Source organism: Devosia sp. YIM 151766 (genome assembly GCF_030285925.1).
GTDB lineage: Bacteria > Pseudomonadota > Alphaproteobacteria > Rhizobiales > Devosiaceae > Devosia.
The window spans coordinates 726,595-739,583 of the sequence record NZ_CP127251.1; the positions used below are offsets into that span (position 1 = coordinate 726,595).

Sequence of the window (12,989 nt, forward strand, 5' to 3'; positions counted from 1 at the left end):
GCTAGCTGCCTTGATACAGATCAAGGCAGCTTGGCCCACAGGCCGCTAGGGTGTCGAGTTATGAACAGGAGCTCTTCCGTGACCGACAAGGACCGGCAGGCCGCCAGAATGCTCGGCCGGCTGCGAAATCATGGCGGCGGCGCGCTGTGGGTGGCGCTGGCCGCGCCGCTCATTGGCGGCGCTTTGCTGGTATGGCAGGCCTGGACGCTGGCCGAAATCGTCGGCCGCGCCATCGAGGGCGGCGAGGCGCCGGAATTGCTGCTGCCGGGCGTGGCGCTGATTCTCGCCCTGCTGGTGATCCGCGCCGGACTTGGCGCATTGGGCGAGCAGGCGGGCATTGCCGGGGCCGAGGCCATCAAGCTGCAGGTGCGGCAGGCGCTGTTCACGCATCTGCTGGCGCGCTCGCCGCGCGCTGCGGCGGCGGCGCCCTCCGGCATCGCCGCCGCCGCCATAGTCGACCAGGTCGAAGCGCTGGACGGCTATTTCGCCCGCTACCTGCCCGCGGCATTGCAGGCCGCACTGCTGCCGCTGGCGTTTGGCGCCATCATCCTGCCGCTCGACTGGGTGGCGGGCGTGCTGTTTCTCGTCACCGCGCCGCTGATCCCGATCTTCATGGCGCTGGTCGGGCTGGGGGCGCAATTGGCGACCGACAGGCAGGCGCGGGCCCTAAGCCATTTGTCGGGGCGCTTCAGCGATCGGCTGCGCGGCATTCTCACCCTCAAGCTTTTCGGCCGCGAACAGGCGGAAACCGCCGGGATAGTCGCCGCCAGCGAGGCATTGCGGCAGCGTACTCTCAAGGTATTGCGCATCGCCTTCCTGTCTTCGGCGGTGCTCGAATTCTTCGCGGCGCTCGGGGTGGCCGGCATCGCGCTTTATGTGGGCCTCACCTTCATCGACTATCTGCAATTGCGAACCAGTCCGCTGACGCTGCAAGTGGGCCTGTTCCTGTTGCTGATGGCGCCGGAAATCTATAATCCGCTGCGGCTGCTGGCCTCGCATTATCATGATCACGCCACCGCCAAGGCCGGGCTGCTGGAAATCGAGCGGCAATTGGGGGCCATGCCCGCCGAGCCGGCAGCGCTGGCCGACATTGCGCCGCGTCCCGGTCCGGCCATCGGGGTGACGCTCGATGCCCTGACCCTGCGCACCCCGGACCGGATGCGCGCCATATTGGAACAGGCCAGTCTCACCGTCGCCCCGGGCCAGCACGTGGCTATTTTGGGCGCCAGCGGCTCGGGCAAGTCGACGCTGCTCGAAGCCATTGCCGGATTGCGGCTGCCGGAAGCCGGGATAAGTCTCGATGGTCGCCCGCTGGCGGAATGGAGCGAGACGGACCTGCGCAGCCGCGTATTCCTGCTGACCCAGAAGCCCCGGCTTATCCATGCCAGCATTGCCGACAATATCGCGCTGGCCCGCCCCGATGCGTCACGCCGCGATGTCGAAGCGGCCGCCGAGCGCGCCGCAGTGAGCGGCTTTGCCCAGGCGCTGCCGGACGGGCTCGATACGCTGATCGGCGAGGACGGCGTCGGCCTGTCGGGCGGCCAGGCGCAACGGGTAGCGCTGGCGCGGCTGTTCCTGCGCGATGCCGGACTGATCCTGCTCGATGAGCCGACGGCCCATCTCGAGGCCGAACTGGAAGACGAGATCATCGGCAAGGTGCTGGACTATGCCGCCGGCCGGACCCTGATCGTCGCCACCCATTCCCCCGGCGTGGCCAATGGCATGGACAAGGCCTGGCGCATTGCCGGCACGACCTTGCTGGAGGCGCCTGTCCAACGCCGCAGGCGGGGTGTCGCATGAAAGCCCTGTTCGCCTTCTTGCCATTGTTCCGTCAGCGGGGCGGCGCCTTCGCGCTGGCGCTGTTCTTGTCGCTCATCACCCTGTTATCCGGCGTCGCCCTGCTCGGCACCTCCGGCTGGTTCATCACCGCCACCGCGCTGACCACGCTGGGCCTGGGCTTCAACCTCTTCGTGCCCTCGGCCATGGTGCGCGGCTTCTCCTTCATCCGCATCCTCGCCCGCTATGGCGAGCGGCTGGTGGGGCACAATGCGACGCTGAAACTGCTCTCCGACCTGCGCGGCTGGCTCTTCGCCCGGCTGTTTCCGCTGCTGCCCCTGTCCAACCGTTCGCTCCGGCATGGCGATCTCGTCAGCCGGCTGACCGCCGATGTGGACGCGCTCGACAATGCCTTTCTGGTGGCCATCGGCCCGTGGATCGCCGCTCTGCTGATTGGCGGCGGCATGACGATCTTGCTGGGCGTGCTGTTGCCCGGCGCGGCGCTGGCCTATGGAATGGCCATGGCGGGCGCGGTGCTGGTTGTTCCCGTTGGCCTGGTATGGCTGAGCCGCGCCGCCGGCCGGGCCAGCGTCGAGGCCAATGCCGATATGCGCATGGCGGTGCTAGATGGCGCCACGGGGCATGCCGATCTGACCGTCCTGGGGGCGCTGGGCACGGCTGCTGCCCGCTTCGATGAGGCCAGCGCCATCGCCGCCAGGCTGCGCCGGCGGCTGGGCGCCTATACTGCCGGCAGCGGCGCCATGGTGCAGGTGCTGGCGGCGCTGGCGCTGGTCGGCACGCTGTGGTCCGGCCTGGTCGCCGTCGAATCCGGCGATGTCGATGGCCCGGTCATGGCGGGATTGCTGCTGGCGGTGCTGGGCAGTTTCGAGGTCACCGCGATGATCGTGCGCAGCGTCGGCAAGGCCAGCGCCGCCATGGCGGCGGCCGAACGGCTCAATGCCCTGGCCTCGCTGACCCCGCCCATTGCCGAACCGGCCATGCCGCTCTCGATTCCGACGGCGGGAACCATTGCCCTCGAGGATATCAGCTTCTGCTATCCCGGCCTGCCGCCCATTCTGGCCGGTCTGTCGCTCGATATTGCTCCGGGCGAACGAATCGCCATTGCCGGTCCGAGCGGCAGCGGCAAATCCACCCTGCTGCGCCTGTTGCTGCGGCTGGCCGAGCCGCAGGCGGGCCGCATCGACATTGGCGGAATCCCGCTTGAGAAATTCCGCACCGCCGATGTGCATGCCCATATGGCGCTGCTGAGCCAGGACAGCCCGGTATTCATCGATACGATCCGCAACAATCTGCTGATCGGCCGTGCCGATTCCGGGGACCAAGAGCTCTGGACCGTGCTGGCCAAGGCGCAGCTCGATATTCATGTGGGCTCGCTGCCAAAGGGGCTCGACACGGTGGTGGGCGAGGCGGGGCGCACGCTGTCGGTGGGGCAGGCGCGGCGGCTATGCCTGGCGCGGGCGCTGCTGAGCCGGGCCCCGGTGCTGCTGCTCGACGAGCCGACCGACGCGCTGGACCGGGACACCGAACTCGCCTTTTTCCGCACCCTCGCTGAAGCGGCCACGGACCGCACCGTCATCATGGTCACCCATGCCGCCATTCCCGAGGGCACGGTCGACCGGGTGCTGACCATCAGGAACGGGCGGCTGGAATAGGGCTGGGCTGGGGCACAGGCTGCTGTGGCCCCTCGGAGGGCGGCGAAGGAGCCGCCGATGCTGGGTATGGCGATCCCAATAAACCCATTATTAACCTTAGATCCGTTCGGGATGCGCCCGGCGCATAACCGGTGTGCAGGAAGGCCATCTACTAATCACTACGAACTTGGTCTAGATAAGGGTCATCAACGAAGGGGAACTGAAAATGAACATTGCCAAGAAGATTGCCAACTATGCCCGTTACCAGCGCACCCTGCGCGAGCTGAACAGCCTCGATAGCCGTCAGCTGAACGATCTGGGCATTACCCGCGGCGACATCAAGTCGATCGCTCGCGGCACCTACGTCGCCTAAGCGACACCGACCTTCCAGGTCATCCGATGAAGGCGTCCACCAGGGCGCCTTTTGTCGTTTCTGGGGGTAGGTGACACAGAAATCGGCGCCTCTTAGACCTCATGGTGAGCCTGTCGAACCACGAGGTCGCGGCCACGGCGCTAGCGACCTCGTCCTTCGACAAGCTCAGGATGAGGTCTACGAGAGATATGTGGCCTCTGCCCGCGTGGCGGATTTGGGGCCATGCGATTGCCCGCAACCACCCCCGTCACCCTCGCGCTTGACGCGAGGGCGTTACCGGCATTGCAAGAACCCTCGCGTCGAGCGCGAGGGTGACGAGTTGGGAAGGGGGGAGGGGCCGCAGATTTGGCCACACCTCGCTAACGCACCAGATCGGCGGTGACGCAGTTCAGCGCTTTGACCAGGTCGTCCGGCCGGATGCGGATTTGCAATCCGCGCTGGCCGCCATTGAGATAGATCTCGTCATAAAGCGTCGCCAGTTCATCCAGCGCCACCGGCACCGGCCGGCGCTGGCCCAAAGGGCTGATGCCGCCGATCTTGTAGCCGGTGAGGCGCTCGGCATCCGCCGGCTTCATCATCTGGGCCGATTTGCCGCCCAGAGCCGCAGCCAGCTTTTTCATGTTCACTTCCTCGTCCGAGGGGACGATGGCGCAGACCGGCTTGCCATCGAGCTCGGCCATCAGCGTCTTGAATATTTCGGCGGGAGCAACGCCCATGGCCTCCGCCGCCTGCAGCCCGACGCGCTCGGCATTGGGATCGTAATCATAGCTGGCCAGGCTGAAGGCAATTCCGGCCTTGGCGAGCGCCTGGGTGGCGGGCGTGGTCTTGGACATGGTGTCGTTTTAGCGGATGATCCGCCAAGAGCGAAGGCCCGAAGCTATGCTCCGGGCCTTGTTTTCCCCAGCGGGGAGGGGCTGCGGAAAATCAGACGATGCCGCTCGAACTGGCGGCGATTTCGGGGCGGATTTCGGCGACCTTGGCGCGATAGCCGGCGGCGCGATAGGTGGCGAGCGGGTCGATGGCGCCGCCCGCCTCGAGCCGGGCCAAAGCCAGGATCGGCTCCACATCGGTGCGGAAGGCGGTGCGCAATTCGAGCGTCGCGGCGAGGGCGTCATTGGCCTCCTGCGCCGCCTTGAGGCTCTGGCGGTCGACCAGCAGCGCCTGGGCATAGGCGCGCTGCACATCGGCGGCCGACAGCATCAGCGACTCGATGGGGTCGGTGACATTGTGGCTCTGGTCGAGCATATGCGCCGGGTGGAAATCGCTGTAGCGGGCTTCGGCATCGACCAGTTCGTTGAAGACCAGGAACAGGCGGAACGGGTCGATGGCGCCGGCATCGAGGTCGTCATCGCCATATTTGCTGTCATTGAAATGGAAGCCGCCGAGCTTGCCGAACTGGGCGAGGCGGGCGACGATCATCTCGATATTGACGTTGGGGGCGTGGTGGCCGAGATCGACCAGGCAATAGGCCTTGTCGCCCAGCTCCCTGGCGATCAGGTAATTGGTGCCCCAATCCTGCACGACGCTCGAATAGAAGGCCGGCTCATACATCTTGTGTTCGGTATAGAGGCGCCAATCGTCGGGCAGGGCGGCGTAGATCGATTTCATCGAGTCGAGATAATGCTCGAACTGGGTGGTGAAATTGGTCTGGCCGGGGAAGTTGGAGCCATCGCCGATCCACACGGTCAGCGCCTTGGAGCCGATGGTCTGGCCGATCTCGATACATTCGAGGTTATGCTCGATGGCCTGGGCGCGGGTGGCGGCGTCGGCGGCGGAAAGCGAGCCGAACTTATAGCTCTGGAGCTGGCCGGCGGCATCGGCGAAGGTGTTGGAATTCATCGCGTCGAAGCCGAGATTGAAGCGGCTGGCCGCCTGCTTCAGCCGGTTCGGATCGGCCTTGTCCCACGGAATGTGCAGGGACACGGTGCGCGTCGCCTGGGTCAGCTGGGAGATGACGGCGCAATCCTCGATCTTGTCGAAAATGTCGCGCGGCTCGCCCTTGCCGGGGAAACGGGCAAAGCGGGTGCCGCCGGTGCCGACGCCCCAGGAAGGCACGGCGACCGAGAATTGGGCGACTTTGTCCTTGATCGCACCGATGGCGATGCCGCGCCGGTCGAGACGCTCGCCAAGCGTTTCATAATCGCGGCGCAGATCGGCCTCGCGAGAGGCGTTTTCGGCGGCGATAGTGGATGGATCGATGATGTGTTCGGTCATTTTTTTCTCCCTTGATATCCCCCTCATCCGGCGCTTCGCGCCACCTTCTCCCCGAGGGGAGAAGAATGGGCCGGCGTCTTCCGCCTCTGAGGGTGACTCCCTTTATTACCGCGGAAACGACTGGGCGTTGCCGGCGTCGACGTTGAGGATATTGCCGGTGGACTTGGCCGAGGCCTCGCTGGCGAAGAAATAGATGGCTTCGGCGATGTCCTCGGGGAAAACCGAGCGCTTGAGCATGGAGCGCTCGCGATACATTTCCTCGAGGCCGTCCTTGTCGGTCTTATAGGTCGAGGCGCGCTGCTCGAGCCATTCGCCGGCCCAGATTTTCGAGCCGCGCAGAACGGCGTCGGGATTGACCGTATTGACGCGGATCTGCTCGGCGGCACCTTCGAGGGCCAGGCAGCGGGCCAGATGGATTTCGGCGGCCTTGGCGGTGCAATAGGCGGCGGCATTGGGCGAGGCGGCGAGGCCGTTCTTGCTGGCGACGAAGACGACATTGCCGCCGATCTGCTGCTGCCGGAACAGGCGGAACGCCTCGCGCGACACCAGGAAATAGCCAGTGGACAAGATGTCCATATTCTTGTTCCAGAGCTCGAGCGTCGTGTCCTCGATGGGTGCGGAGGAGGCGAGGCCGGCATTGGAGACGAGAATATCGAGGCCGCCGAATTCGACCACGGCATGGGCGAAACCGGCAATGACCTGGTCTTCGCTGGTGACGTTGATATTGACCGGGCGAACGAAATCCTTGCCGAAGACATCCGACAGCTCGGACGTGGCATTGTCGAGGGCGGACTGGTCGATATCGGCGAGGACCACGCAGGCGCCTTCGCGCAGCAGCCGGGCGGCGGTGGCCTTGCCGATGCCGCCGGCGCCGCCGGTGACCAGGGCAATCTTGCCGGCCAGCAATTTCGGCTTGGGCATGCGGGCCAGCTTGGCTTCCTCAAGCAGCCAATATTCGATGTCGAAGGCTTCTTGCTCGGGCAAGCCCCGATATTTCGAGACGGTGGAGGCGCCGCGCATCACATTGATGGCGTTGACATAGAATTCGCCGGAAATGCGGGCGGTGGCCTTGTCCTTGGCGAAGGTGATCATGCCGACGCCGGGGATCAGATAGACCACGGCATTGGGATCGCGGATGGCCGGCGAATTGTCGTGGCGGCAGCGCTCATAATAGGCGGCGTAGTCGGCGCGATAGGCGGCGATCTGATCGGCCAGACCGGCGATGACGGCGTCGATATCGGGATTGGCCGGGTCGAAATCCACGACCAATGGGCGGATCTTGGTGCGCAGGAAATGGTCGGGGCACGAGGTGCCCAAAGCCGCCAAGGGCCGCAAATCGTTGGAATTGACGAATTCGAGGACGGCCTCGCTGTCGTCGAAATGCCCCAGCTTGTGGCTGTCCTCGGAGATGAAGCCGCGGATTTTCGGCATCAGCCGCGCGGCGATGGCGCGGCGCTGTTCGGCGGGCAGGCTATCGACGGCCTTGCCGCCGAAAATAGTCTTGCCTGCCGTCTCCTTCTCGAACCACTCGATGGCCTGATTGATGATGCGAAGCGTGGTCTCGTAGCACTCTTTGGGCGTATCGCCCCAGGTGAACAGGCCGTGCGATTCAAGGACGACGCCCTCGGCTTCGGGGTTTTCGAGGCAGAATTTTTCTAGCCACAGGCCCAGCTCGAAGCCGGGCTTCTTCCAGGGCAGCCAGCCGATGGTATCGCCGAAAATCCGCTGGGTCAGTTCCTTGGAATTCTGCGACGCGGCGATGGCGATGATGGCGTCGGGATGCATGTGATCGACATAGGGACGCGGCACATAGGCGTGAAGCGGGGTGTCGATGGAGGCGGCGCGCGGATTGAGATTGAAGGTGGCGTGGGGCAGATAGCCCACCATCTCGTCTTCGAATTCGACGCCGCGATAAAGGCCCTTCAGGGCCCGCAGCTTGTCCATATAGAGGGTGGCGAAGCCATCGAGCTTGATCGAGGCATTGTCGCCGCCCGAGCCCTTGACCCAGAGGACTTCGACGTCCTCGCCGGTCAGCGGGTCCTGCTGCCAGATCTTGGAGGAGGTATTGCCGCCGCCGTAATTGGTGACCCGCTTGTCCGAGCCGAGCAGATTGGAGCGATAGACAAGGCGCTCAGGCTCGGTCAGCGACGCGGCCTTGGCATCATCCCACAGGTTCTGGAGGCGCTTGGGCGCGGTGGACATCGGAGTTCCTCTCAAAATACGGATGCGTCGCCCGAAGCGAGGACGCGGAACTGGCGGGCAATTCCCCTTCACCGGCAATCAACCAGTTTGCCGATGCAGAACGCCCTGCTGGCCGGACATGGCCATAGAATTATCCATGATGTCAATCATAAACGATCATGTACCGTCATTCTTGCGCGGACATGACTGGAATATGTAGATTAATGATTGACTCTGCCTGGGAATGGTGTGAACGAATGCGTTCAGGGAGTATCTGCCTTGCATGAAACGGAGCGCCATCGCGTGATCATCGCCGCCGCCCAGAGCCGTCCAGTGGCGACGGTCGGCGAGCTGTGCGAAGTGACGGGCTCGTCGGAAGCGACGATCCGCCGGGACATCGCGGCCCTGCATGTGCAGGGCAAGCTGCGGCGGGTGCGCGGCGGCGCCGAGGCGATCAACCCGCCGGCCCAGGGCGGGCTGATGGGGCGGCCCTTTTCCGTCAACGAAACCATCAACATGGCGCAGAAGCGGGCGATTGCCCGCGTCGCCGTGGAAATGTGCAATGACGGCGAGCCGATCATCATCAATGGCGGCACCACCACCTATCAAATGGTGCATCACCTGACCGGCAAGAGGCTGAGCGTCTTCACCAACAGCTTCGCCATCGCCGAATTCCTCATTCACAATTCGCGCAATTCGGTCGTCATTCCCGGCGGCACGATCTACCGCGAACAGAACGTCATCCTCTCGCCCTTTGGCGGGGTGGTGGCGAGCCATTTCTACGCCAAGCGCATGTTCATCGGCTGCCAGGGCATCGGCGCCCATGGCCTGATGGAGGCCGACCCCATGGTGGTGCAGTCGGAGCTGGCGCTGATCGGGCAGGCGGATGAATTGATCCTCCTGGCCGATTCATCGAAATTTTCGGGACGCTCGAGCCTCATCCTGTGCGGGCTCGACCGAATTGCCGCTGTCATCACCGATAGCGGTATCCGCGACGAGGACCGCCAGATGCTGGAGACGGCAGGTGTGCGGCTCATTGTCGCGGATGCGAGTGCTCAGGCCGAACCGCAAGCGAAGATGGCCTGAGATTTTTTACAAGAACCAAGACCAGACATCCCGGGAGGACCCAATGAAACTCTGGAAACTGCTCGCTGCGACGGCCACCGCCGCCGTGCTTCTCGCCACCCCCGCCATGGCCCAGACCCGCATCGCGCTGGTGGTGAAGTCGCTGGGCAATGGCTTCTTCGATGCCGCCAATAAGGGCGCGCAGGAAGCCGCTGCCGAACTGGGCGACGTGGAAGTGATCTATACCGGCCCGACCGCCGCGACGGCCGAAGCCCAGATCGAAGTCGTCAATTCGCTGATCGCCCAGCAGGTCGACGCCATCGCCATCTCCGCCAACGATCCCGACGCCCTGGTGCCGGCCCTGCAACGCGCCATGGAACGCGGCATCAAGGTCGTGTCCTTCGACTCGGGCGTGGCCCCCGAAGGCCGCCAGATCCACCTCAACCCGTCCGATATCGACCTGATCGGCGAAACCATCATCAAGCTGGCCGCCGATTATCTGCCGGAAGGTGGCGATGTGGCGATCCTGTCGGCCGCTTCGACCGCGACCAACCAGAATGCCTGGATCGAAGCCGCCAAGGCTGCCATCCCGGAGAAATTCCCCAACATCAACCTCGTCGCCACCGTCTATGGCGATGACGATTCGGTGAAATCGACCGAGGAGGCCCGCGGCCTGATCGCTGCCTATCCCGACCTCAAGGCCATCATCGCCCCGACCACGGTTGGCGTCGTCGCCGCGGCCCAGGTGGTGACCGACCAGGACTTGATCGGCCAGATCAACGTCACCGGCCTGGCGCTGCCAAGCGAGTTCAAGCAGTTCATCGACAATGGCGCTTCGCAGGCCGTGGCCCTGTGGAACCCCATCGATCTGGGCTATTCGGCTGTTTACCTGGCCAAGGCGCTGGTCGATGGCGAGGAAGCCGCTCCGGGCGCGACCTTCTCCATCGGCAAGGTGGGCGAAGTGACCCTGGACGATGAAAATGCCGCCGCCATGGCTGCGCCGTTCCAGTTCGACGCGAGCAATATCGAAGAGTTCTCGCAGATTTACTAAGCGAGCGCCTTCATTCTTCTCCCCCTCGGGGAGAAGGTGGCGCGAAGCGCCGGATGAGGGGGGTCTCTCCGCCTGAACCAGCGGATGGATTCCCCCTCACCCGTCTCGGCCTTCGGCCGATCCACCCTCTCCCCGAGGGGGAGAGGAACAAGGGACGCCGTCCCGTAGAGCAAAGACCATGACCGAACCCATCCTCACCCTATCGGGCATATCCAAGAGCTTTCCCGGCGTGCGGGCGCTCAACGATGTGTCGCTGGAGCTTTATCCGGGCCAGGTGACGGCGCTGATCGGTGAGAATGGCGCGGGCAAATCGACGCTGGTGAAGGTTATGACCGGCATCTACCAGCCGGATGCGGGCGAAATCCGCGTCAAGGGCCAGCCAGTGAGCCTGCCGACGGCGATTTCGGCCTCCGATGCCGGCATTACCGCCATCCATCAGGAAACCGTGCTGTTCGACGAATTGAGCGTCGCCGAGAACATCTATCTCGGGCATGCGCCAAAGAACCGTTTCCGGCTGATCGACTGGACGAAGATGCGCCGCGAGGCGCAGGAGACGCTGGATTCCATGGGGGCGGGGATCGATGCCTCGGCGCAGCTCAAGGAATTGGGCATCGCCAAGAAGCATCTGGTCGCGGTGGCGCGGGCGCTGTCGGTTGACGCCTCGGTGGTGATCATGGACGAGCCGACCGCCGCTCTCTCCCAGAAGGAGATCGAGGAACTCTATGTGCTGGTCGACCTGCTCAAGCAGGACGGCAAGGCCATCCTCTTCATCTCGCACAAATTCGACGAAATCTACCGCATCGCCGACCGCTATTCGGTGTTCCGCGATGGCGAAATGGTGGGCCAGGGCTTCATCAGGGACACGCCGCAGAACGAGATCGTCAAACTGATGGTCGGCCGGGCGGTCGACCAGATTTTCCCGCCACGCCAGGCGACGATCGGCGAAACGGTGCTGGAGGTGTCCGGGCTCAGCCATCCGACCGAATTCGACAATGTCTCCTTCTCGGTGAAACAGGGCGAGATTCTGGGTTTTTATGGACTGGTCGGAGCCGGGCGTTCCGAAGTGATGCAGGCGGTGTTCGGCATGACCCGGCCCAGTGCCGGCACCATGGCGCTGGACGGCAAGGTCATCGCGCCGCGCTCGCCCGCCGATGCGGTCGAGGCCGGCATCGTCTATGTGCCGGAGGAACGCGGCAAGCAGGGCGTCATTACCGGCGAGCCCATCTTCAAGAATGTCTCGCTGCCCAGTATCGACAAGACCAGCCGCGCCGGCTTCCTGCGCCTGGCCGAGGAATTCAAGCTGGCACGAACCTATACCGAGCGGCTCGACCTGCGCGCCGCCTCGCTGAGCCAGAACGTGTCGACGCTGTCGGGCGGCAACCAGCAGAAAGTGGTGATCGCCAAATGGCTGGCGACGCTGCCCAAGGTGATCATTCTCGATGAGCCGACCAAGGGCATCGATATCGGCTCTAAGGCGGCGGTGCACGAATTCATGGGCGAACTGGTGGCCCAGGGGCTCAGCGTCATCATGGTTTCCTCCGAATTGCCCGAAGTGCTGGGCATGAGCGACCGGGTGGTGGTCATGCGCGAAGGGCTGATGGTGGCGGTGCTGGAGAACGAGAATTTGCAGCCGGAGACGCTGGTGCGTCTGGCCGCCGGCATTGTGGAGGCCGAGGCGGCATGAACAGGCTGATGAAATCCCGCGAAATCTGGCTGGCTCTGGCCATCCTCGCCGTCATCGTGCTGGTGACGCTGCGCTTCCCGCGCTTTTCCCAGCCCCATAACCTGCTCACCATTCTCAACGACACCTCCATCCTGATGATGCTGGCTTTGGGGCAGATGGTGGTGATCCTGACGCGCTCCATCGACCTGTCCATGGCCTCCAACCTGGCGCTGACCGGGATGATCGTCGCCATGGTCAATGCGGCGTTCCCGATGATCCCGATCCCGCTGCTGATCGCGGGCTGTATCGTGGTCGGCGGGGCGCTGGGCGCCTTCAACGGCGTGCTGGTATGGCGGCTGGACATCCCGCCCATCGTGGTGACTTTGGGCACGCTGACCATTTTCCGCGGCCTGGTCTTCGTCATTTCCGGCGGCGCCTGGGTGAATGCGGCGCAGATGAGCCCGGATTTCATCCAATTGCAGCGCGGGTCCCTGCTGGGGGTGCCGAACCTGACCTGGTTCGCGGTGGCTTTGGCAATCCTGTTCTATCTGTTGATGACCCGCACGCCGCTGGGCCGCAGCTTCTACGCCATCGGCGTCAACCCGACCGCCTCGGTTTATACCGGCATCAATGTCGGCCGCACCAAATTCCTGGCCTTCGCGATTTCGGGGGCGGTCTCCGGGCTGTGCGGCTATCTGTGGATTTCGCGCTATGTGATCGCCTCGGTGGAAGTGGCCAGCGGCTATGAGCTGACTATCATCGCCGCCTGCGTCATCGGCGGGGTCTCGATTGCCGGCGGCATCGGTAGCGTGGCCGGCGCCTTGCTGGGCGCGTTGTTCCTCGGCGTCGTCAACAACGCCCTGCCGGTGATCGGCGTTTCCCCGTTCTGGCAGATGGCCATTTCCGGCGCCGCGATCCTGCTCGCCGTGGTGCTCAATGCGCGGGGCGAGCGCAGCAAGGGCAGGGTGATCTTGAAGAAGGCGGAGGGCGCGGCGTGATGATGCGTGAGGCATT

Annotated in this window: 10 protein-coding genes; 7 read left to right on the forward strand and 3 right to left on the reverse strand. The window is 64.3% G+C overall.

Annotated features, from left to right (window positions below; translation table 11 throughout):
• Window positions 1–78 precede the first annotated feature (78 nt).
• From cydD to O9Z70_RS03500, 3 genes are all read left to right on the forward strand, one after another.
• Window positions 79–1,800, forward strand: coding sequence for a thiol reductant ABC exporter subunit CydD (gene cydD / locus O9Z70_RS03490; protein WP_286021108.1), 1,722 nt, complete (start codon window positions 79–81; stop codon window positions 1,798–1,800).
• Window positions 1,797–3,449: a thiol reductant ABC exporter subunit CydC gene (cydC, locus tag O9Z70_RS03495; RefSeq protein WP_286021109.1), complete on the forward strand. Its 1,653-nt coding sequence runs from the start codon at window positions 1,797–1,799 to the stop codon at window positions 3,447–3,449. Before cydD ends, cydC begins: the two co-directional genes overlap by 4 nt.
• 205 nt (window positions 3,450–3,654) lie before the next feature.
• Window positions 3,655–3,801, forward strand: a complete 147-nt coding sequence (locus O9Z70_RS03500) for a DUF1127 domain-containing protein (RefSeq protein WP_286021110.1) — start codon at window positions 3,655–3,657, stop codon at window positions 3,799–3,801.
• Between the two features lie 359 nt (window positions 3,802–4,160).
• Here the strand turns inward: O9Z70_RS03500 and ybaK are convergent, their stop codons facing one another.
• The 3 genes from ybaK to O9Z70_RS03515 form a co-directional block, all read right to left on the reverse strand.
• On the reverse strand, window positions 4,161–4,634 hold the full coding sequence (gene ybaK, locus O9Z70_RS03505; protein ID WP_286021111.1) for a Cys-tRNA(Pro) deacylase: 474 nt from the start codon (window positions 4,632–4,634) through the stop codon (window positions 4,161–4,163).
• Window positions 4,635–4,725: 91 nt separating this feature from the next.
• Entirely contained in the window at window positions 4,726–6,015 is a 1,290-nt protein-coding gene (gene rhaI / locus O9Z70_RS03510; RefSeq protein WP_286021112.1) for an L-rhamnose catabolism isomerase, read from the reverse strand.
• Between the two features lie 105 nt (window positions 6,016–6,120).
• Window positions 6,121–8,217 carry a bifunctional rhamnulose-1-phosphate aldolase/short-chain dehydrogenase gene (locus tag O9Z70_RS03515; RefSeq protein ID WP_286021113.1) on the reverse strand — a complete coding sequence of 699 codons (2,097 nt, stop codon included), beginning with the start codon at window positions 8,215–8,217 and terminating at the stop codon, window positions 6,121–6,123.
• Between the two features lie 258 nt (window positions 8,218–8,475).
• On the opposite strand from O9Z70_RS03515, the gene O9Z70_RS03520 reads away from it, so the two are divergent.
• The 4 genes from O9Z70_RS03520 (at window position 8,476) to O9Z70_RS03535 (ending at window position 12,973) form a co-directional block, all read left to right on the forward strand.
• The gene (locus tag O9Z70_RS03520) at window positions 8,476–9,282 is read left to right on the forward strand and encodes a DeoR/GlpR family DNA-binding transcription regulator (RefSeq protein ID WP_286021114.1); all 807 of its coding nucleotides are present in this window, start codon (window positions 8,476–8,478) and stop codon (window positions 9,280–9,282) included.
• A gap of 43 nt (window positions 9,283–9,325) precedes the next feature.
• Window positions 9,326–10,312, forward strand: a complete 987-nt coding sequence (rhaS, locus tag O9Z70_RS03525) for a rhamnose ABC transporter substrate-binding protein (protein ID WP_286021115.1) — start codon at window positions 9,326–9,328, stop codon at window positions 10,310–10,312.
• Between the two features lie 178 nt (window positions 10,313–10,490).
• Window positions 10,491–11,996 (forward strand): sugar ABC transporter ATP-binding protein, encoded by a 1,506-nt coding sequence (locus O9Z70_RS03530; protein ID WP_286021116.1) that lies wholly within the window; start codon window positions 10,491–10,493, stop codon window positions 11,994–11,996.
• On the forward strand, window positions 11,993–12,973 hold the full coding sequence (locus O9Z70_RS03535; protein WP_286021117.1) for an ABC transporter permease: 981 nt from the start codon (window positions 11,993–11,995) through the stop codon (window positions 12,971–12,973). Before O9Z70_RS03530 ends, O9Z70_RS03535 begins: the two co-directional genes overlap by 4 nt.
• Window positions 12,974–12,989 lie beyond the last annotated feature (16 nt).

Coding starts and splice junctions, on each gene's coding strand:
- ybaK (WP_286021111.1), bottom strand. CDS start 4,634: ATGTCCAAGACCACGCCCGCCACCCAGGCGCTCGCCAAGGCCGGAATT.
- cydC (WP_286021109.1), top strand. CDS start 1,797: ATGAAAGCCCTGTTCGCCTTCTTGCCATTGTTCCGTCAGCGGGGCGGC.
- rhaI (WP_286021112.1), bottom strand. CDS start 6,015: ATGACCGAACACATCATCGATCCATCCACTATCGCCGCCGAAAACGCC.
- O9Z70_RS03500 (WP_286021110.1), top strand. CDS start 3,655: ATGAACATTGCCAAGAAGATTGCCAACTATGCCCGTTACCAGCGCACC.
- O9Z70_RS03535 (WP_286021117.1), top strand. CDS start 11,993: ATGAACAGGCTGATGAAATCCCGCGAAATCTGGCTGGCTCTGGCCATC.
- rhaS (WP_286021115.1), top strand. CDS start 9,326: ATGAAACTCTGGAAACTGCTCGCTGCGACGGCCACCGCCGCCGTGCTT.
- O9Z70_RS03515 (WP_286021113.1), bottom strand. CDS start 8,217: ATGTCCACCGCGCCCAAGCGCCTCCAGAACCTGTGGGATGATGCCAAG.
- O9Z70_RS03530 (WP_286021116.1), top strand. CDS start 10,491: ATGACCGAACCCATCCTCACCCTATCGGGCATATCCAAGAGCTTTCCC.